Origin of the sequence: Tatumella sp. JGM94, from assembly GCF_018257595.1 — a bacterium.
Classification (GTDB): domain Bacteria; phylum Pseudomonadota; class Gammaproteobacteria; order Enterobacterales; family Enterobacteriaceae; genus Tatumella; species Tatumella punctata.
This window is the reverse complement of the sequence record NZ_JAERJN010000002.1, coordinates 215,562-234,407: the sequence shown is the minus strand read 5'-3', so window position 1 is coordinate 234,407 and position 18,846 is coordinate 215,562. Positions and strand designations below refer to the sequence as shown.

Genomic DNA, 18,846 nt, shown 5'->3' with positions numbered 1-18,846 from the left:
AATTCATCCTTCCCTCTGAATCTTGATGTCTGTCAGAAAAACTTTGCGATGAATCGCGCAAAGTTGTAATGCAAACCGCCGTGTACATTGTGCATTTGATAGAGATCACATATAAAAATCAGATACCGCAGTTTCACTGAATGAGGCTTCGTATGCACCCACGTTACACCACCGCATTTGAAACACTGACTCCCCGCTTACAGGCCGCCCTGCGTCCTGTGCTGGAGGATCCGCAGTTTACAGCGATTCTGTCCGCGCAGACAGTGAGTCAGTTAACCGCAGACACAGGTCTGGACGAGAATGCCCTGGCTCTGGCCTTACTGCCACTGGCTGCCAGTTGTGCGGTGACACCATTATCCGCGTTTAATGTCGGCGCAATCGCCCGCGGCACCAGTGGCAACTGGTACTTCGGCGCCAATATGGAATTCCGCGGCGCCACCATGCAGCAAACAGTCCATGCCGAACAGAGCGCTATCACCCATGCCTGGCTGTCCGGTGAAAAGAAACTGGCGGCGGTGACCGTCAACTACACCCCCTGCGGCCATTGTCGTCAGTTTATGAATGAACTCAACAGTGGCGGAGAGCTGGTGTTGTGTCTGCCCGGTAAACCGCCACGAACTCTGGCCGACTATCTGCCCGATGCTTTTGGCCCTGCAGATTTGCAGATCAGTGATCTGCTGATGGATGACCAGACGCAGAATTTCCCGGTCAGTGGTGATGCCCTGCAACAGGCGGCTATCAGGGCGGCGGCTAAAAGCTATGCTCCCTATTCTTCTGCCTATAGCGGAGTGGCCTTAATGACCAGCAACGGTACTATTTATGCAGGTCGCTATGCAGAAAATGCCGCCTATAACCCGTCACTGCCGCCGTTACAATCCGCCCTGATACTGCTTAACTTACAGGAGGGCAATTGCCTTGATATTCAGCAAGCGGTACTGGCCGAATCTGAACAGGCCGCAGTCAGTCAGCTGGCGGCGACCCGGGCAACCCTCGCGGCTCTGGGGTGTGATCAGTTACGAGAGGTCAGTCTGTCACTGTAGCCCCCGCCGCGGCTAAATTTGCGGCGGCATTAACATTTTATTGATTTTTTCTGCTTATCATCGGCAGCTGAAGGCTATATTTTTGTCTTACCCTGATACCTTCGGCCAGCCGCTGTGGCCGCCGGAGAAAACGCTGAGGAGCATGCACGACATGGAACTCGATTACGAAAGCAAACGCCCGCTGTATATCCCTTATGCCGGCCCTATTCTGTTAGAATTTCCGTTACTTAATAAAGGCAGTGCCTTTACGCAGGAAGAACGTAACGAATTTAATCTTAACGGATTACTTCCTGAAACCGTAGAAACTATCGAAGAACAAGCAGAACGTGCCTGGCACCAGTTTCAGCAATTTAAAAACAATAACGATAAACACGTCTTTTTGCGTAATATTCAGGATACCAATGAGACACTGTTTTACCGTCTGCTGGATGACCATCTGGAAGAGGTGATGCCAATCATCTATACCCCGACCGTCGGCACGGCCTGTGAACACTTTTCTGAAATTTATCGCCGTGCCCGCGGTGTTTTTATCTCATACCCTAACCGTGAGCATATCGAAGATATGCTGCAAAATGCCACTAAGCAGAATGTCAAAGTTATTGTCGTCACTGACGGCGAGCGAATTCTCGGTTTAGGCGATTTAGGCATTGGTGGTATGGGAATACCTATTGGTAAACTCTCACTGTATACCGCCTGTGGCGGCATCAGCCCTGCCTATACGTTACCCATAGCGCTGGATGTCGGTACTAACAATCAGCAATTACTCAACGATCCTCTGTATATGGGCTGGCGTCATCCGCGGATCAGCGGCGAAGAGTACACAACATTTGTGAACGAATTTATTTCGGCCGTCAAGCGCCGCTGGCCCAATGTTCTGTTGCAGTTTGAAGACTTTGCTCAGAAAAATGCGATGCCGTTGCTGGAGCAATACCGCGACGAACTGTGCTGTTTTAACGACGATATCCAGGGCACTGCAGCCGTCGCTGTCGGCACCCTGGTGGCGGCCAGCCGCGCTGCCGGAAGCCGGATTTCTGAGCAGACCGTCGTCTTCCTCGGTGCCGGCTCTGCAGGCTGCGGAATTGCAGAACAAATTATTACCGAGATGAAAGCGGACGGACTGAGCGATAAACAGGCCCGTCAGCGGGTAATGATGGTCGATCGTTATGGCCTGCTCACGGATAAACTCACCAACCTGCTGCCATTCCAGACCCGCCTGATTCAGGATTCTGCGCATATTGCCGGCTGGCAGACAGAAAACGATGCTGTATCTCTGCTGGATGTTGTACGTAACGCAAAACCGACCGTACTGATTGGCGTCTCCGGACAACCGGGGCTGTTTACCGAAGAAATTATCCGGGAAATGCATCGCCACTGTCCGCGGCCAATCATTATGCCGTTATCTAATCCGACATCACGGGTTGAAGCGGTACCTGCCGATCTGATCGCCTGGACCGAGGGCGCAGCCCTGGTCGCCACCGGCAGTCCCTTTGCCCCGGTGACCTGGCAGGATAAAACCTATCCGATTGCACAGTGTAATAATGCTTATATCTTCCCGGGAATCGGTCTTGGTGTACTGGCTTCTAAAGCCAGCCGGATCACCGATGCCATGCTGATGAGCGCCAGTCGGGCGCTGGCCGACTGCTCACCGTTAGCGACCCGCGGTGAAGGTGCTGTTCTGCCAGAGTTAAAAGATATCCAGCAGGTCTCCCGTTATATCGCGATAGCCGTTGCAAAAGCGGCACAGGCCGAAGGTGTGGCCGCGGAAACGTCAGAAGAGGCTCTTTCACAGGCAGTAGAAGATAACTTCTGGAAACCCCTGTACCGTCACTATCGACGTACCTCAATCTGACAGCGGCTTCCCGGTAGTAACTCTCTGACATTGCCGGAGCCAATATCAGACCTTGCCTGCCCGAAGTGGCTCAAGTACCCTTGAGTCACTTTAACCGTCAATAAGTGAGTAATAAGGCCGCATGCTGAGACGTATCTTTACCATTACCTGTTGCCTGATTTTGCTGGCAGGAGTAACAGCATTAGGTCTCGATCGCTGGATCAGCTGGAAGACTGCACCTTATATCTATGAAAACGTCAGTGATTTACCCCATCGTGCAGTCGGCGTGGTGCTCGGTACGTCAAAATATTACCGTGGCGGTGAACCAAATCAGTACTATTTATACCGCATTCAGGGTGCACTGAACGCCTATAACAGCGGCAAAGTCAATTACCTGTTATTAAGCGGCGACAATGCCCTGCAAAGCTATAATGAACCCCGCACCATGCGTAAAGATCTTATCAAAGGCGGAGTCGATCCGGCCGACATTGTGCTGGACTATGCCGGATTCAGAACCCTGGATTCAATTATCCGCACAAGAAAAGTCTTTGATACCAATGACTTTATTATCATCACTCAGCGTTTCCATTGTGAAAGGGCGTTGTTTATCGCTATGCACCAGGGGATCCGCGCACAGTGTTATGCGGTCCCTTCACCGAAAAATATGCTGGGGATCCGTATCCGCGAGATTGGTGCGCGCCTGGCTGCACTGGCAGACTTGTATATATTCAAAAGTGAACCGCGTTTTCTCGGACCATTAATCCCGATACCCTCGGTGACAGAAATACCGGAAAACAGTCCCGGCTATCCGGCGGTGACCCCGTGGCAGGTCGATACAATGCCAGCGGCCCCCCGGCCGGCACCGGCAGCCACCGATAAACACTCGCCGGGTAATCCAGCCAGCGGCAGCGTCAAAGTGCTCCCGCAGCCTCCGGTACACAACAATACCAGTACTTCTGATTCAGGCGGTTTGCCGGGTCAGATACCGCCACAGGGCCTCCAGCGGTCCGCGACGGAAAAAATGCAGCCAGCAGACGGAAAACAACAGACTGACCAGCCAGATACAGGGAACGATCAGCAATAACTGCCAGCGTTGAAAATGCATAAACAACCCGCCAGTCGAAAAAATCAGAGTGCAAATCAGTGTCTGTAAAATGTAATTACTCAGGGCCATCCGGCCAACACAACACAGCAGATAACACACTCTGCTGGCTGCTATTTTTTTCCAGAAGCCGAGCACCAGGGATACATAGCCAAGGCTGACCAGCGGACTGGCAATTTCTCCGGGCAACTGCAGATAAAAACCACTCCAGCGAAATGACCAGCCAGTCAGCCATTGGGCAGTCACCCCGGCGGCTTCCAGAGAAAATCCTGCCACCAGTAATAATCCGCCGCTACGGAGATATTCAGTCTGACTCCGCTTACCGATCAGCCAGCCGTTATGTACCAGTGCAGCACCGGCCAGCATCAGTCCGGACAATTCCCAGCCGTACTGGGTAAAAAACGCCAGCAGCATAGACCCGAGATGATCGAGCCGGTAATTTATGGCCACCAGCCCGGGATGCAGTTTCGTCTGTTTCTCGAAAGCGATTTCCGCCAGACCGGGTAACCAGCTACTGCCGCCCTGCCCGCCAGATAACATGCCAAACACCAGCAACATCAGGCAGCCGACCGTATAAAACAGTATCCCGGTGCGTAATAATGTCTGCCAGCTGCGAGCGTCCCGGATCAGCCGCCAGCTCAGTATACCGGCTATCCCCCATGCGACCAGGATATCTCCTTCCCAGAGCAGTACTGCGTGCAGCAAACCAAAAACAATCAGCCATCCCAGTCGGGATTGCAGCCAGCCCGTTCCTTTGGGCAGCAGGAACACCAGACCGGCCCCAAACAACAGTGCAAACAGATTAAGAAATTTCAGGCGGGCCACCATCTCCAGAGCTGCCCAGCAGACAGTATCCGCCAGGCTGACAGTGCCCTGCCAGGCCGGATTCAGGTAAGCCGCAGAAGGTAAAGCAAAGCTGATAATGTTAAGCAGTAAAATACCGAGGATCGCGGCACCACGGATAAAATCGAGCTGGGGATAACGTGGCATGGGTGTCCTGCAAAGCAAGCCAGGGCCGGCACCGTATTCACCGGCGGACCCTGTAAAAAAGAGATCAGTTATGTCTGACGGACCGTAAAAACTCCTGGCGGGTATTCTGACTCGACTTAAATAATCCCCCCAGTGAGGTGGTGGTGGTTGCACTGGTGGCATCCTGCACCCCGCGGGCTTTGACACAATAATGCACCGCATCAATACACACTGCGACATTATTGGTTCCGAGCAAAGTTTGCAGCGCGACCAGCACCTGCTGGGTCAGACGTTCCTGTACCTGCGGACGCCGTGCAAAAAACTGTACAATCCGGTTAATCTTTGAAAGACCGATCACTTTATCTTTCGGGATATAAGCGACCGTCGCTTTACCGTCGATCGTCACAAAATGGTGTTCACAGGTACTGGTCAGGGAAATATCACGTACCGTGACCATTTCATCGACCTTCATTTTGTTTTCAATAACCGTAATCTTTGGGAAATTCGCGTAGTCCAGACCGGAAAAAATTTCATCGACGTACATTTTAGCAATACGATGAGGCGTTTCGGTCAGGCTGTCATCCTGCAAATCCAGATTCAGTAACTGCATAATTTCGGTCATATGACCGGCAATAAGCGATTTACGTGTCTGGTCATCCAGCTCACGCGCAGGCTTACGTAAAGGGGTTTCCAGACCGCGTGCCACCAGTGCTTCATGTACCAGTGCCGCTTCCTGACTAAAAATGGACATTATTTCTTCTCCGGCAGGTGAATTCTCTGCCCTGAATGCGGACGGAGCATCATCATCAGCGCATATTGTGAAGCAGTCCACGAGGATTATCCAGTCTCTTACCGCAATCATCCTTTATCACTGTGTAAATATATTCACTGATTACTCCGCACAACAAGGTTGCCTGGCATCGGCTCTGGCCGTAAAATAACTCAAATCGTGAATAACCTGTTTAAAGTTAGTTTCATAAAGAGAATAATTATGGATTTGGTCCAGCTCCGGATGTTTTGTGCTGTCGCAGAAACCGGTTCCGTTGCCCGTGCCGCGGAACTACTGCACCGGGTTCCCTCAAATCTGACGACCCGGCTAAAACAACTTGAGGAAGAACTGGGGGCCGCTCTGCTGATCCGCGAAAAGCAGCGGGTGCGTTTATCACCGATGGGCCACAATTTCCTCGGCTATGCTCAGCGTATACTTGCCCTGAGCGAAGAAGCCATCAGTATGACCCGCCAGGGTGAACCCTCGGGTAACTTTGCTCTTGGCACCATGGAAAGCACTGCCGCCACCCGGTTACCGGCGTTATTGTCGGCTTACCATCAGCGCTACCCTGCCGTCTCTCTGTCACTGATCACCGGCACTTCAGGTGAAATTATCGATCAGGTCCGCGAAGGTACGGTTGCGGCGGCACTGGCCGACAGACCGGAAGGTTACGATGAGTTAAACAGTTGTGTGGCTTTTGAAGAAGAGCTGGTGCTGATCACCAGTAGCGAACGCAACCGGGTCACCTGCCCGCGGGATGTACAGGGTGAAACTTTTTTCGCCTTCCGTAACAGCTGTTCTTACCGGTTAAAACTGGAAGAGTGGTTCCGCGAAGGAGATGCTCAGCCGGGCAGTATTATGGAGATACATTCTTATCATGCCATGATTGCCTGTGTGGCCGGAGGGGCCGGACTGGCCATTGCGCCTGCCTCGGTACTGGCACAAATCAGCGATCGTACACGGATTAAAACCCACCCTCTGCCCGAAAAGTATGGGAAGGTGTCAACCTGTCTGATCTGGCGACGGGATGCATTTACCCCCAATGTCGAAGCACTGAAAGAATTAATGCTGACCTTATTTACCCCGCCGCCAGCCTCCGGACGGCCAGTCAGCACCGGTAATTTGTAATAACGCATCACTGCCCGGACCGGCAGTGATGCACTCTGAGAACAAGACAGGAGCCATTATGTCCGAGATGACACTCTGCGAAGAACACCTGATGTTCGGCGGCCGCCAGCAACGCTGGCAACATCATTCTGCGGTGCTGGGATGCACCATGAGATTCAGCCTGTTTTTACCCCCGCGGGCCGCTACCGGCCCGGTACCGCTGATCTGGTGTCTTGCCGGTCTGACCTGCACCGATGAGAATTTTTCGATAAAGTCCGGGGCCCAGCGGCTGGCTGCACAAGCCGGTATCGCGCTAGTCATGCCTGATACCAGCCCGCGCGGAGAGCATGTTGCCGATGATGCTGCCTATGACCTGGGACAGGGGGCCGGTTTTTACCTGAATGCCACCCGTACCCCCTGGAACCAGCACTACCGCATGTACGATTATCTGACCACTGAATTACCGTCATTACTGGACAGACTGTTTTCATTCAATGGTCGTCAGGCGATTATGGGGCACTCCATGGGCGGACACGGGGCCCTGGTACTGGCCCTGCGTGAGGCTGGCCGCTTTACGTCTGTTTCGGCCTTTGCTCCGATTGTCAATCCGGCGCAGGTGCCCTGGGGACAAAAAGCATTTACGGCTTACCTTGGGGAAAATGTTGCTGACTGGCAGTGCTATGATGCCTGTGCCCTGATGCAACAAGCTTCTCACCGGGTGCCGGTACTGATTGACCAGGGCAGTGCCGATACTTTTCTGCCCCTGCAATTACAACCAGAAGCCCTGGAAAAAATAGCACGTCAGCAACAGTTCGATTTCACATTACGCTGGCAGCAAGGCTACGATCATAGCTATTATTTTATTGCCAGCGTGATAGACGACCACCTGCGGTTCCATTCCCGTTATTTACAGGACGACGCAGAATAGTCTGCCGTCGCCGGACGGCGATCAGCGCAACATTAACCTCTGCTGTAAGTAAAAAAACCATGCCGCGGCATGGTTTTTTTACTTTATCGCTGTTTAGTCAGTATCAGTGCTTATCCTCACCGACAGCAGGAAATTCCATATCCTGATATCTGACAAACCGGGTGCCGCGGGACCATTTATAGCCCAGCCAGATCAACAGGAACAACGGAATACCGATATAGGTTGCCGTAACCCCATACCAGTCAATATGGTCTTCCATAAAGGCCTGATAGTTCTGTCCGAGAGTAATCAGCAGACAAAGCACAAAAGCAAACACCGGACCGAGCGGGAATAATCCGGAGCGGTAAGGCAAGGCATCCAGATCCAGTCCGCGAGCCACATAGCCACGGCGGAAACGATAGTGGCTGATGGCAATGCCCAGCCAGGCGATAAATCCGGTCATACCAGAGGTATTCAGTAACCACAGATATACTGTCTGGTTACCAAATTTTGACGACAGGAAACATAAGCCGGCAATTACCGTAGTCGCAATCAGGGCGTTACGTGGCACCCCGTTTGCCGTCAGGCGCGCAAAAATCTTTGGCGCTTTACCTTCCTGAGCCAGGGTAAACAGCATACGGGTTGAAGCATACATCCCGGAGTTACCGGCAGACAACACTGCCGTCAGGATCACCGCATTCATCACCGCTGCAGCAGACAGTAACCCGGCATTCTGAAACACCAGAGTAAACGGACTGACACTGATATCTTTAACATCATTGTGCAATAGCCGCGGGTCCGTATAAGGCAGCAGCAGGCTAATGATCAGAATCGCCAGCACGTAAAACAGCAGAATACGCCAGAAAACCTGCCGGACCGCGCGCGGAATATTTTTACCCGGATTTTCGGATTCCCCGGCAGCAATACCGATCAGTTCAGTGCCCTGGAAAGAGAACCCCACAATCATAGCCACACCAATCATGGCCGAAAAACCGCCGGCAAAAGGCGCATCGCCGATAGTCCAGTTATGCCAGCCGCCGCCTGTACCTGCGCCGCGCATAATCCCGGTGACCATCAGCAGACCGACAATGATAAATACCACTACGGTGACAACTTTAATCAGTGAGAACCAGTATTCAGCTTCACCAAAGCCTTTAACGGAAATCACATTCAACAGGAAGATGATCGCCAGGAACAGGCAGCTCCAGATCCAGCCCGGTACTTCCGGCAGCCAGTAGCCCATGACCAGTTGCGCTGCCACCAGATCAACAGCGATGGTTACCGCCCAGTTGTACCAGTAGTTCCAGCCGAGGGCGAAACCAAACCCTTCTTCAACATATTTTGACCCGTAGGTTGCAAAAGAACCGGAGACCGGCATGTAAGCGGCCAGTTCCCCGAGGCTGGTCATCAAAAAATAGACCATCAGGCCAATAACGGCGTAAGAGAGCAATGCTCCCCCCGGCCCTGCCTGAGAAATGCTGGCACCTGAGGCAACAAACAAACCGGTACCAATTGAACCGCCAATGGCAATCATGGTCAGATGGCGGGCTTTTAATACGCGCTTCAGGGCAGGCTTATCTGTGGTATTTGAATTATTATTCATCAGTAAACACTATGCTGGATAAAAATGAGGCGCGATTGTACCAGCTAACTTATCACTGTATAGCATTACCACGGTTGTTATTAGTTACCTTCATGATTGTCCGGCGATTATTAGCAAACCTGCCATAAAGCAGGAATAAATACTGCCTCGCCGGTTCTTTTGGCTATCATTTTATTCATGACAATAGGACAAAAAACGCAGTAATGCGCGGGATAAATGCTTCTGCTGATGATGGATCCGGTACAGGGTCCGTGTCAGTGGCGGTAATGGCAGCGCTACCTGTCGCAGGCTGCCATTTTCCAGCTGGTCGGTAATTACCCGCCGTGACAGGCAGCTGATCCCCATACCATAACGGACCGCATGTTTGATGGCTTCGGAATTCCCCAGTTCCATCCCGACCCGGAAATAAGGTAAATAAGATAACAGAAGGTAATCGACAATCTCACGGGTACCGGATCCCCGTTCACGAAGGATCCACGGTGATAACGCCAGTCTTTCAAGGGTAACCGGCCGGGAGAAAATATCAGCACGGGGATCTGCGAAAACGACCAGCTCATCATCCATCCAGTTCTCACTGACAATCCCGGTCACATGACAAGGGCCTTCAATCAGCCCCACATCCACACGAAAATCGCTTACTGCCTGAATCACATCCTGACTGTTACCCACAGTCAGTTCCAGCGGGGAATGGGGATAGTCGCGACGGTAATTTGCCATCATTGCCGGCAGTAAATAATTCCCGATGGTACTGCTGGCAGCGATCTGTATCGCCCCTTCATCATCACAAAACAACTGTTCGGCTTCTTTTGCCTGTTCCAGTAAAGAGATGGCTTTCGGGTACAGCAACCTGCCATGTTCGTTAACCACCAGTCTTTTTCCTGCCCGGTCAAATAACTGTACCGACAGCTGGTTTTCCAAGTCTGCAAGGGCCGCACTGACAGCAGACTGAGACAAGGCCAGCTGTCGGGCAGCCTGAATGGTGGAACCATTCTTAACAATTGCACAAAATACGTCCAGTTGTCGCAGGGTAATATGCATGCTCTTTTCCTCCGGCAGGCGCGCAGACCAGGCTGCTAACTTACTTACCACTTATAATGGTTAATTATAAAATTATAATCAATTTCTCTTTTAATGAAAATCAATGCAGGATCGCGGGTGTTCAGCATACAGAGGAGAATGCCATGCACACCCGATACCAGGGATACAATCCTGCCGCAGCCATTAACTGGCTAAGTGGTATAGCCGTCACCGTGCTGATCGCTGCCGGTAGTATATTGCTGACACAGATTCAGCAAATTACAGCCACGGGACTGGGCACTCTAACCCTGGCGATTATTGCGGGAATGATTATCGGTAATCTGCTTCCGGCCCGCATCAGTGAGCACTGCACAGCCGGAATAAATTTCAGTAAACATTACCTGTTACGTGGCGGTATTATTTTATACGGCTTTAACCTGACTTTTCAGCAAATCGGGACCATCGGTTATCAGGGCTTGTTTGCCGACCTTATTATGCTGAGCAGTACCTTTTTTCTGACCTGTCTGGCGGGGATCTGCTGGCTGAAACTCGACCGGCAGACCGTCTGGCTGATTGGGGCTGGCAGCAGTATCTGCGGCGCTGCTGCGGTACTGGCCACCGGACCGGTGATCAGAGCCGGAGCAAATCACACGGCGGTGGCGATAGGGACAGTGGTGATCTTCGGCAGCAGTGCAATTATAATTTATCCGTTACTATGGAATCTTATCCATCCTCTGTACCCTGCCCTGACCGCCGCACAATTCGGTATTTATACCGGGTCCACAGTCCATGAAGTTGCCCAGGTCGTGGCGGCAGGTCATTCGATCAGTACTGAAGCAGAAAACAGTGCCGTCATTGCCAAAATGCTGCGGGTGATGATGCTGGCACCCTTTCTGTTATTGCTCAGTCAGTGGCTCACCGGCACCCTCCCGCAGCATGCCGGTCCGCAGGGCAAGATTCGTTTCCCGTGGTTTGCGCTGCTGTTTATGCTGGTGGCAGGGATTAATTCTTTCCATTTATTGCCGCAACCTGTGCTGCAACTTATCCATCATACCGATAATCTGATGCTGGCAATGGCCATGGCGGCCCTGGGGCTGACAACCCGCACCAGGCAACTCAGACAAGCGGGGCTGAAACCCATGCTGCTGGGTCTGCTGATATTTATCTGGCTGATTATTGGTGGTGCCGCGGTCAATCTGTTGCTATGGCATGTTATGAAGTAATTCCTCAGGTATTATAGTGTTAAATCTATCGCAAGCCCGATACTGAGGAGAAACGGCTATGAAGTTTATTGGTGCGCATGTCAGCGCTGCTGGCGGAGTCGAAAATGCAGTCCTGCTCGCACACGAATTAGAAGCTACCGCTTTTGCTCTGTTTACCAAAAATCAGCGTCAATGGCGGGCCGCAGCACTGACATCACAAACTATTGATGCGTTTCGCCAGGCCTGTGAAAAATATAATTTCAGTACGGCACAGATCCTGCCCCATGACAGTTACCTGATCAATCTGGGACATCCGGTCAGTGAAGCGCTGGAAAAATCACGGCTGGCTTTTATCGATGAAATGCAGCGGGCCGGATCACTGGGGCTGTCATTACTTAATTTTCATCCCGGCAGTCATCTGCAGCAAATTACTGAGTCAGCCTGTCTGAAACTGATTGCTGAGTCGGTGAACATTGCCCTTGATCAGACCGAAGGAGTGACTGCGGTGATAGAAAACACCGCCGGTCAGGGCAGTAACCTCGGCTTTCGTTTTGAACATCTCGCGGAAATCATTGACCAGGTTGAAGACAAAAGCCGGGTCGGGGTGTGCATCGATACCTGCCATGCTTTTGCCGCTGGCTATGATTTACGCAGCGTCGAAAGCTGTGAAGCGACTTTCAGGGAATTTGAACGGGTGGTCGGCTTTAAGTATCTGCGCGGCATGCACCTTAATGATGCAAAAAGCGAGTTCGGCAGTCGGGTCGACCGGCATCATAGCCTGGGCCAGGGAAATATCGGCAATACCGTTTTTAGCTGGCTGATGAAAGATCCACGTTTCGACGGTATTCCGTTAATTCTGGAAACCGTTGATCCGGAGATCTGGAAAGACGAAATCGCCTGGCTGAAAGCGCAACAAACGGCCTGAAAAAACTAAAACCCGGGGCGCTGTGCGCCGCGGGTTTTTTTTCTGCTGCCAGCCGTCAGGCGGTAGCCGTGGTTGCTGCCACCGTTTCCGGTCTTTTCAGCAGCGCATAGGCGATACCTGAAAGCAGAGTACCCGCAATAATCGCCAGCAGATAACCTAATACCGGGGTGATCGCACCGGGGATCAGCAGAACAAACAAACCGCCATGAGGTGCCATCAACTGTGCGCCAACCGCCATAGAAATTGCGCCTGTTACCGCCCCCCCGACCATACAACACGGGATCACACGGATAGGATCCCTGGCGGCAAACGGAATCGCCCCTTCAGAAATAAAGCATAAGCCCAGCACCAGTGCTGCTTTACCGCCTTCCTGTTGTCCCTGATTGAATTTTTTACGGGCCAGCAACGTCGCCAGACCCATTGCCAGCGGTGGTACCATACCGGCGGCCATAATCGCAGCCATAGGCCCATAGGTTTTGGTACTTAACAGACCCACCCCAAACGCGTAGGCCACTTTATTGACCGGTCCGCCCATATCCGAACACATCATGCCACCCAATACCGCGCCTAACAGCACCGCATTCGCCGTTCCCATATTACCCAGCCAGTGGGTCAGTCCTTCCATTACCGCCGCAACAGGTTTACCGACAACGTAGATCATCAGCAATCCGGTCACCAGACTGGCCAGTAGCGGTATAATCAGAATAGGCTTCAGCGCTTCCATACTTTGCGGTAACTTCAGCCGGGTACTGATAAATTTAGCCACATAACCGGCAATAAACCCGGCAATAATCCCCCCGAGGAAGCCAGCATTCGTGCTGGTAGCCAGCATACCGCCAATCAGGCCCGGGGTTAAACCAGGACGATCGGCAATCGAGAAAGCGATATACCCGGCCAGTACCGGCACCATCAGGGCAAACGCACTGCCACCACCGATTTGCATCAGTGCGGCTGCCAGTGAGCCTTCCTGTTTAAAGGCATTGATACCAAAGGCAAAAGACAGAGCAATACATAACCCGCCGGCCACCACCATCGGTAGCATGTAAGACACCCCGGTCAGCAGGTGTCGGTAAGCACCGGCCTTTTCTTTACTGCTGTCACCACTACCCGCTGCAGCCGCCGGACTGCCGGCCGGGTTGTAGGGTTTCGCTTCACTCAGGGCTTTATCAAATTCCTGAGCAGTTTTCTTTAATGCCAGGCTGGTCGAGGTCCGGTACATTGGCTTGCCGGCGAATTTTGCCAAATCCACTTCGATATCTGCAGCCACAATGACCAGATCTGCAGCAGCAACTTCTTCGGGCGTAATCGCATTGCCAGCCCCGACTGAACCGCGGGTTTCGACCTTATACCACCAGCCACGTTTTTTCGCCTCTGCCTCAATCGCTTCTGCCGCCATAAAGGTATGCGCCACACCGGTCGGGCAGGCGGTGACCGCAACAATACGCTTAGGTCCGCCCGGCAGGTCAACCGCCGGCAGGACAGATTCGGCAATATCGGTGGCCTGCCATTCGCTGGCTTGTTCACGGGCAGTGGTCAGAAAAGCCACGCTATCATTCAGTAACGCCTGCAATTCACCTTGCCAGAGTTTTTTCCCTGACAATCCGCCGTCAGAAGGCAGAGTATTGCCTGCAACAATCACCAGTTCTGCATCTTCCGCTGAGGTGGTAAGTGTAATTCCGCTTTTTTCGGCAGCAGCTTCAGCCGCTTTGCCTGCAAAAAATGCACTGGCTTTGCCCAGTGATGCATCAGTTATCAGCAGCGCTTTCATCATTTATTCCTCTTCTGCTGTCAGTGGACGGGTTGTAAATCGACACGTGCCATCATTGCCGCCAGTTGTGCCCTGTCGGAGACGCCTACATTGCTCTGGCTGACAGCCAGTGCAGCCACTGCCGTTGCCAGCCGCAAGGTATGCTCACTGGACTCACGCATCAGCAGGCCATAAATCAGCCCGCCGACCATTGAGTCTCCGGCCCCCACAGTACTGACGACTTCACAGGCCGGGGGCTTCGCCAGCCATTCACCCGACGCATTAACCCATAATGCACCTTCGGCCCCCAGAGAGATCACCACATGGGCAATCCCTTCTTCACGTAACCGGTGGGCGCTGTCAATCACATCCTGCAGGGTTGGCAGTGGTTTTCCGGCCCAGGTTTCCAGTTCACGGCGATTAGGTTTAACCAGCCATGGTGCTGCTTTCAGCCCCGCTTCAAGTGCACTGCGGCTGCTGTCAAAGATAATGCACGGACATAAGGAACGCAGGGCTTTCATCCATTCGGTAAAGGCTTGCGGGGAAACACCTTCCGGCAGACTTCCGCTGACACAGACCATATCAAACTGACCCAGCCAGCTAAGGGAGTCCGTCGTAAAACGATCCCAGTCGCGGGGGGTGACACTGAAACCGGAGAAGTTAAAATCTGTCACATCACCGGTTTGCTCAGTCAGCTTAACGTTAATCCGGGTACGGCCCTCAACTACCTGAAAACGGTTAGCAATCCCCAGTTCACTGAATAATTGCTGAAACCCGTCCTGGTTTTCTTTGCCCAGAAAGCCACCCACAGTGACATCAATCCCCAGGTCTTTGAGTACCTTAGCAACATTGATACCTTTACCTGCAGCATGCAGGCCGGTAGTTTTCACCAGGTTAACTTCACCGAGTTCCACTGCCGGGGTCGAGCCCACCAGGTCATATGCCGGGTTTAATGTAATAGTCGCCACTCTTCTGCTCATGCTGCACCCTCCCCGAGACCACTATCGATGGCGGCTTTGATAGCGTCGATTGCCGCATGGGCATCTTCACCGCTGGCAGTGAAACGCAGCCGGTGGCCTTTTTTGACCCCGAGGGCAACGACTTTCATCAGGCTGCGTCCGTTGGCTGGTTTACCGCTGCCATCAAGATTAGTGACAGTAATATCACTGTTAAAGCCTTTGATTACACTCACCAGTGCGGTACTTGGTCTGGCATGCAAACCATGCTCATTGCGGATAACAAACTCAGCCGTAACGGCTTCACTGGCTGCCACATACTCACTGGTCAGCAATGACAGAATGCCTGCCTGATCGGCGGTAAGCAGTTGTCCGGCGTTATTACTGACTAATAATTTATGCAGATAACCTAACGCGCTCAGAGGCTGATCATCGATAGCGGAGACCGTAATCAACAGCGCAACCCGTTCATTGTCTGCCGTGGTGAAAGGCGTTGCCGGACGACTGACCGCAATCGCACTGAAAATATTGCCTGCGGCACTGTCATTCAGCCAGATACCCTGTCCCAGGTTCAGTGGTCTGGCAGAAATTACCTGACTGACAAAAGAAGCATCTACCGCGCCGGCGGCCTGTAACCGGCCGGCATTCAGTGCCTGCAGGGTCATCAGTTCAGCCGCAGCAACATCCGTCACAATCATTGAGGTATCAAAACGGAATTCTGCCGCCTGTTTTTCCCCCATCAGAATGGCGCGTAATTCTTCAGCTGACGCGGTTTTAAGTGTTTCAGCAATGCTGTCATCACTTAACACATGTGTCAGCTGACGCAGTAAAGTCAGGTGTTCATCAGATTTGGCCGCGATACCAATCACCACATAGGCGGTCTGGTCTTCACCCCAGCTAACGCCCTGCGGAAACTGAAATACCTGCACGCCGGTTTTCAATACCAAATCGCGGGTATCGGTCGTCCCGTGGGGTATGGCAATACCATTGCCGAGGAAAGTAGAAGTTTGCTGTTCGCGTGCCAGCATTCCGCTGACGTAAGCTTCGGTCACATTACCGGCAGAAGCTAATGCCGCCGCAACCTGACGAATAGCATCGGTTTTATCACTGGCGCTGGCACCCGTGTGTATCGCCTGAACATCGAGCTGGAACATAGTACTCCTCGCTATCTGCTGTTGAATCGTTTCAGCAACTTCCCGAAAAAAAATCACCCGGTCTGAACACAGGATCCCCATAAACGCTGAAACGTATCAGTTATACTGAAGTCGAAATGATTATGCCGCAAGAAATAACCGGATTTCGATTGTAAATTTTTGAGGCCACGCACAATTCATAATTGTTACTGACGATTCTACGGTATTCTGCTCAGAGAAAATTGATACAAATCATTGACGCGAATCCTTTTCAGCAAGCTTCAGCAAACAGTATCAGGGCGCAGTGGGTCAGCGCCTAATCCACCCGCACAGCCCGTCGCCTGCCGTCGGGAGTCAACCCCGGCGCCCTGTAAAATCAGATGTTGTGCTGAATGAAACAGACTCGCGAGGAATATCAGCTTTTCATCCAGCCTTCAAAAGCAGCCTTCCAGTCAGGATGCCAGCGAGACAGAGCCGGACGGTTTTCGGTGATATCCTGAGTAGCCCACAGGATGCGTTTAGCATCCATTTCACTGGTAACGGCATTATCAGGACAGATAATGTAGAAGTCCCCGCGCTCAAAGCGCGGCAGAAAATAGTCGATAACCTGTGTTGCCGTCCATGCTTCATGCGGTTTTTTACCGTTATGCTCATCCATACCCGGATCATTCATATCAGTCCAGGTATAGCCCGGAACCAGAAGATGAGCCGTGAGTCTGGTACCGGTTTCCTGTAACAGCTGATGCGACAATTGTTCAGTAACAACTTTTACTGCGGCTTTTGAAGCATTATAAGCCGCAAATCCCGGCGGGGTTGTAATGCCTTCCTTTGACCCGAGGTTAACAATTGCTCCCTTTTTCGGCATTTTTAACATTTCAGGGAGAAACATATGCTGGACCGCGACCATTGACAACAGATTAACCTCCATCTGTTCTCTCCACAGATCGGGGGAATCACTGGCACCGGCAGTAATCTTGACCCCGGCATTGTTAAATAACAGACTCACCTCTAGCCGGGCACTGTAAACCTTGTCCATTAGCTGTTGCCGGTGTTCGCCACAGGTAATGTCACCCACCACCAGCTGTACTTTCGTATCAAGTTCGCTGGCCAGTTGTTCAAGCCGATACTTGTCACGATCGAAGAGAAACAGCGTCATCCCTTTTTGGGCCAGTACTCTTGCCGCCGCCGCTCCGATACCTTTTGCTGCACCGGTAATGACAGCAACATTACCTGCACTAATGATTTTGTCGTTCATGTGTGACTCCTGTCTTTTATACGTACTGATAAAAACATAATAAAAAGTGCCAATATGGAAAAACACGCCCCTACCCAGCCTGTAGAAATCCAGCTACCGCCCGAAACGATAATAAAACCGCCTGCTGCTGCGCCGAGGGCATTCGAAATATTAAATGCACTGTGAGTCAGTGATGAAGCAAGGGTCTGTGCCTCACCGGCAATATTCATCATATGTGACTGAAGTGCCGGTACGAGGGAAAAGCCACATCCGAGCATAAACAGCACAATAAGTGCCGGAGCTTTCAGGGTACCGGTCAGGGAAAACAGCCCGAGAAAAACGATATTCCAGAGAATGATCCCAAAAATTGAAGGGACCAGAGCAATATCAGCAAGCCGGCCGCCGATAATATTGCCGGCAACCATACCTGCTCCCCAAAGAGCAAGGATCCAAGGTACAGCCCCGAGAGGAAACCCTGCTGTATCCGTCAGCGCAGGAGTAATAAAGCTGTATACAGCAAACATCCCGGCAAAACTGACCGACGCGACTGCAAATGTCATCAGAATTTGTGGCTTTTTCAGTGCGCCAAGTTCTTTCAGCGGGGATGCTGACTTGTCTGCCGCAACAGATGGAATAAACAACACAACCATTAAGGCTGTCAGGACCAGACCCCAGGCTACGATCCAGAAGGACATACGCCACCCCAGCGCCTGCCCCGCCCGGGTAACCAGTGGAACGCCGGCAACGTTGGCTATGGCCAGTCCCAGCATGACATAACCGATATATCTGGCTTTATATTGCGGTGACACCATTGAAGCCGCCACCAGGGCGGAGACGCCATACCAGGCACCGTGAGGCATACCCGCTATAAAGCGGGCTGTCAGCATAGCATTATGACCTGCGGCCAGAGCGGTCAATGCATAGCCTGCAAATGCAATAACCAGCAACACCAACAGTAATGTTTTACGGTTATGACGCGCCCCCAGCACCGTAATCGCCGGGGCACCAATCACAACTCCGGCCGCATAAGCGCTGATATAGCCACCCGCTACAGGCACAGTGACGCCTGTTCCACGCGCCAGATCCGGCAGAAGACTCATCGGCGCGAATTCGCCCGTCCCTATAGATAATCCGCCCGCTCCCAAGGCAAGCATCGCAGGGAAAAGCCCCACAGGCGGGCGAATACGCTCATTCTGTCGGGAGAATGTTTGTTCAGACATTAATTATGACTCCACATCTATTCAGCTGCCTATAGCAAAAAATAAGAACCACTCCCCCCCGGGGTAATAATTTCCACCAGAGCGCTC

The 18,846-nt window shown here is 52.2% G+C and carries 15 protein-coding genes and 1 pseudogene; 7 read left to right on the top strand and 9 right to left on the bottom strand.

The annotated features are described in order from the left end of the window. Positions 1-152: 152 nt before the first annotated feature. The 3 genes and pseudogenes from cdd to sanA form a co-directional block, all read left to right on the top strand. On the top strand, positions 153-1,040 hold the full coding sequence (cdd, locus tag JK216_RS02760) for a cytidine deaminase (RefSeq protein WP_212711204.1): 888 nt from the start codon (positions 153-155) through the stop codon (positions 1,038-1,040). A gap of 151 nt (positions 1,041-1,191) precedes the next feature. Further along, complete coding sequence (locus JK216_RS02755; RefSeq protein WP_212707167.1) at positions 1,192-2,889, top strand: NAD-dependent malic enzyme; 1,698 nt, start codon at positions 1,192-1,194, stop codon at positions 2,887-2,889. Positions 2,890-3,010: 121 nt separating this feature from the next. Next, positions 3,011-3,700 (top strand): annotated as a pseudogene (gene sanA, locus JK216_RS02750) (outer membrane permeability protein SanA); the annotation flags it as partial. A 129-nt stretch (positions 3,701-3,829) separates the two neighbouring features. Here sanA and yeiB read toward each other — a convergent pair. Beyond that, positions 3,830-4,960: a DUF418 domain-containing protein YeiB gene (gene yeiB / locus JK216_RS02745; RefSeq protein ID WP_212711203.1), complete on the bottom strand. Its 1,131-nt coding sequence runs from the start codon at positions 4,958-4,960 to the stop codon at positions 3,830-3,832. Between the two features lie 64 nt (positions 4,961-5,024). Beyond that, a complete protein-coding gene (folE, locus tag JK216_RS02740; RefSeq protein WP_212707169.1) occupies positions 5,025-5,690 on the bottom strand; it encodes a GTP cyclohydrolase I FolE in 666 nt (221 codons plus the stop codon). 240 nt (positions 5,691-5,930) lie between these two features. Here folE and JK216_RS02735 point away from each other — a divergent pair, with 240 nt between their 5' ends. Further along, positions 5,931-6,836, top strand: a complete 906-nt coding sequence (locus JK216_RS02735; RefSeq protein ID WP_212711202.1) for a LysR family transcriptional regulator — start codon at positions 5,931-5,933, stop codon at positions 6,834-6,836. 67 nt (positions 6,837-6,903) lie between these two features. Next, a complete protein-coding gene (fghA, locus tag JK216_RS02730) occupies positions 6,904-7,743 on the top strand; it encodes an S-formylglutathione hydrolase (RefSeq protein WP_212711234.1) in 840 nt (279 codons plus the stop codon). Positions 7,744-7,846: 103 nt separating this feature from the next. Here the strand turns inward: fghA and JK216_RS02725 are convergent, their stop codons facing one another. Together JK216_RS02725 and yieE are read right to left on the bottom strand one after the other, a co-directional pair. After that, positions 7,847-9,325: an amino acid permease gene (locus JK216_RS02725; protein ID WP_212707171.1), complete on the bottom strand. Its 1,479-nt coding sequence runs from the start codon at positions 9,323-9,325 to the stop codon at positions 7,847-7,849. Between the two features lie 171 nt (positions 9,326-9,496). Further along, positions 9,497-10,363, bottom strand: coding sequence for a DNA-binding transcriptional regulator YeiE (yieE, locus tag JK216_RS02720; protein WP_212711201.1), 867 nt, complete (start codon positions 10,361-10,363; stop codon positions 9,497-9,499). A gap of 143 nt (positions 10,364-10,506) precedes the next feature. Between yieE and JK216_RS02715 the strand changes: the two genes are divergently transcribed. Continuing rightward, on the top strand, positions 10,507-11,565 hold the full coding sequence (locus tag JK216_RS02715) for a YeiH family protein (RefSeq protein WP_212707173.1): 1,059 nt from the start codon (positions 10,507-10,509) through the stop codon (positions 11,563-11,565). Between the two features lie 58 nt (positions 11,566-11,623). After that, positions 11,624-12,469, top strand: a complete 846-nt coding sequence (nfo, locus tag JK216_RS02710) for a deoxyribonuclease IV (protein ID WP_212711200.1) — start codon at positions 11,624-11,626, stop codon at positions 12,467-12,469. 55 nt (positions 12,470-12,524) lie between these two features. Here nfo and fruA read toward each other — a convergent pair whose 3' ends face one another. The 5 genes from fruA to JK216_RS02685 form a co-directional block, all read right to left on the bottom strand. Next, the gene (fruA, locus tag JK216_RS02705; protein WP_212707276.1) at positions 12,525-14,237 is read right to left on the bottom strand and encodes a PTS fructose transporter subunit IIBC; all 1,713 of its coding nucleotides are present in this window, start codon (positions 14,235-14,237) and stop codon (positions 12,525-12,527) included. Positions 14,238-14,257: 20 nt separating this feature from the next. Next, positions 14,258-15,196: a 1-phosphofructokinase gene (gene fruK, locus JK216_RS02700; protein WP_212707175.1), complete on the bottom strand. Its 939-nt coding sequence runs from the start codon at positions 15,194-15,196 to the stop codon at positions 14,258-14,260. Beyond that, positions 15,193-16,326, bottom strand: a complete 1,134-nt coding sequence (gene fruB / locus JK216_RS02695) for a fused PTS fructose transporter subunit IIA/HPr protein (RefSeq protein ID WP_212711199.1) — start codon at positions 16,324-16,326, stop codon at positions 15,193-15,195. The genes fruK and fruB overlap by 4 nt, the downstream gene beginning before the upstream one ends. Before the next feature lie 394 nt (positions 16,327-16,720). Next, positions 16,721-17,560, bottom strand: coding sequence for an SDR family oxidoreductase (locus JK216_RS02690; RefSeq protein ID WP_212707177.1), 840 nt, complete (start codon positions 17,558-17,560; stop codon positions 16,721-16,723). After that, on the bottom strand, positions 17,557-18,759 hold the full coding sequence (locus JK216_RS02685) for an MFS transporter (protein WP_212709959.1): 1,203 nt from the start codon (positions 18,757-18,759) through the stop codon (positions 17,557-17,559). Before JK216_RS02685 ends, JK216_RS02690 begins: the two co-directional genes overlap by 4 nt. Positions 18,760-18,846 lie beyond the last annotated feature (87 nt).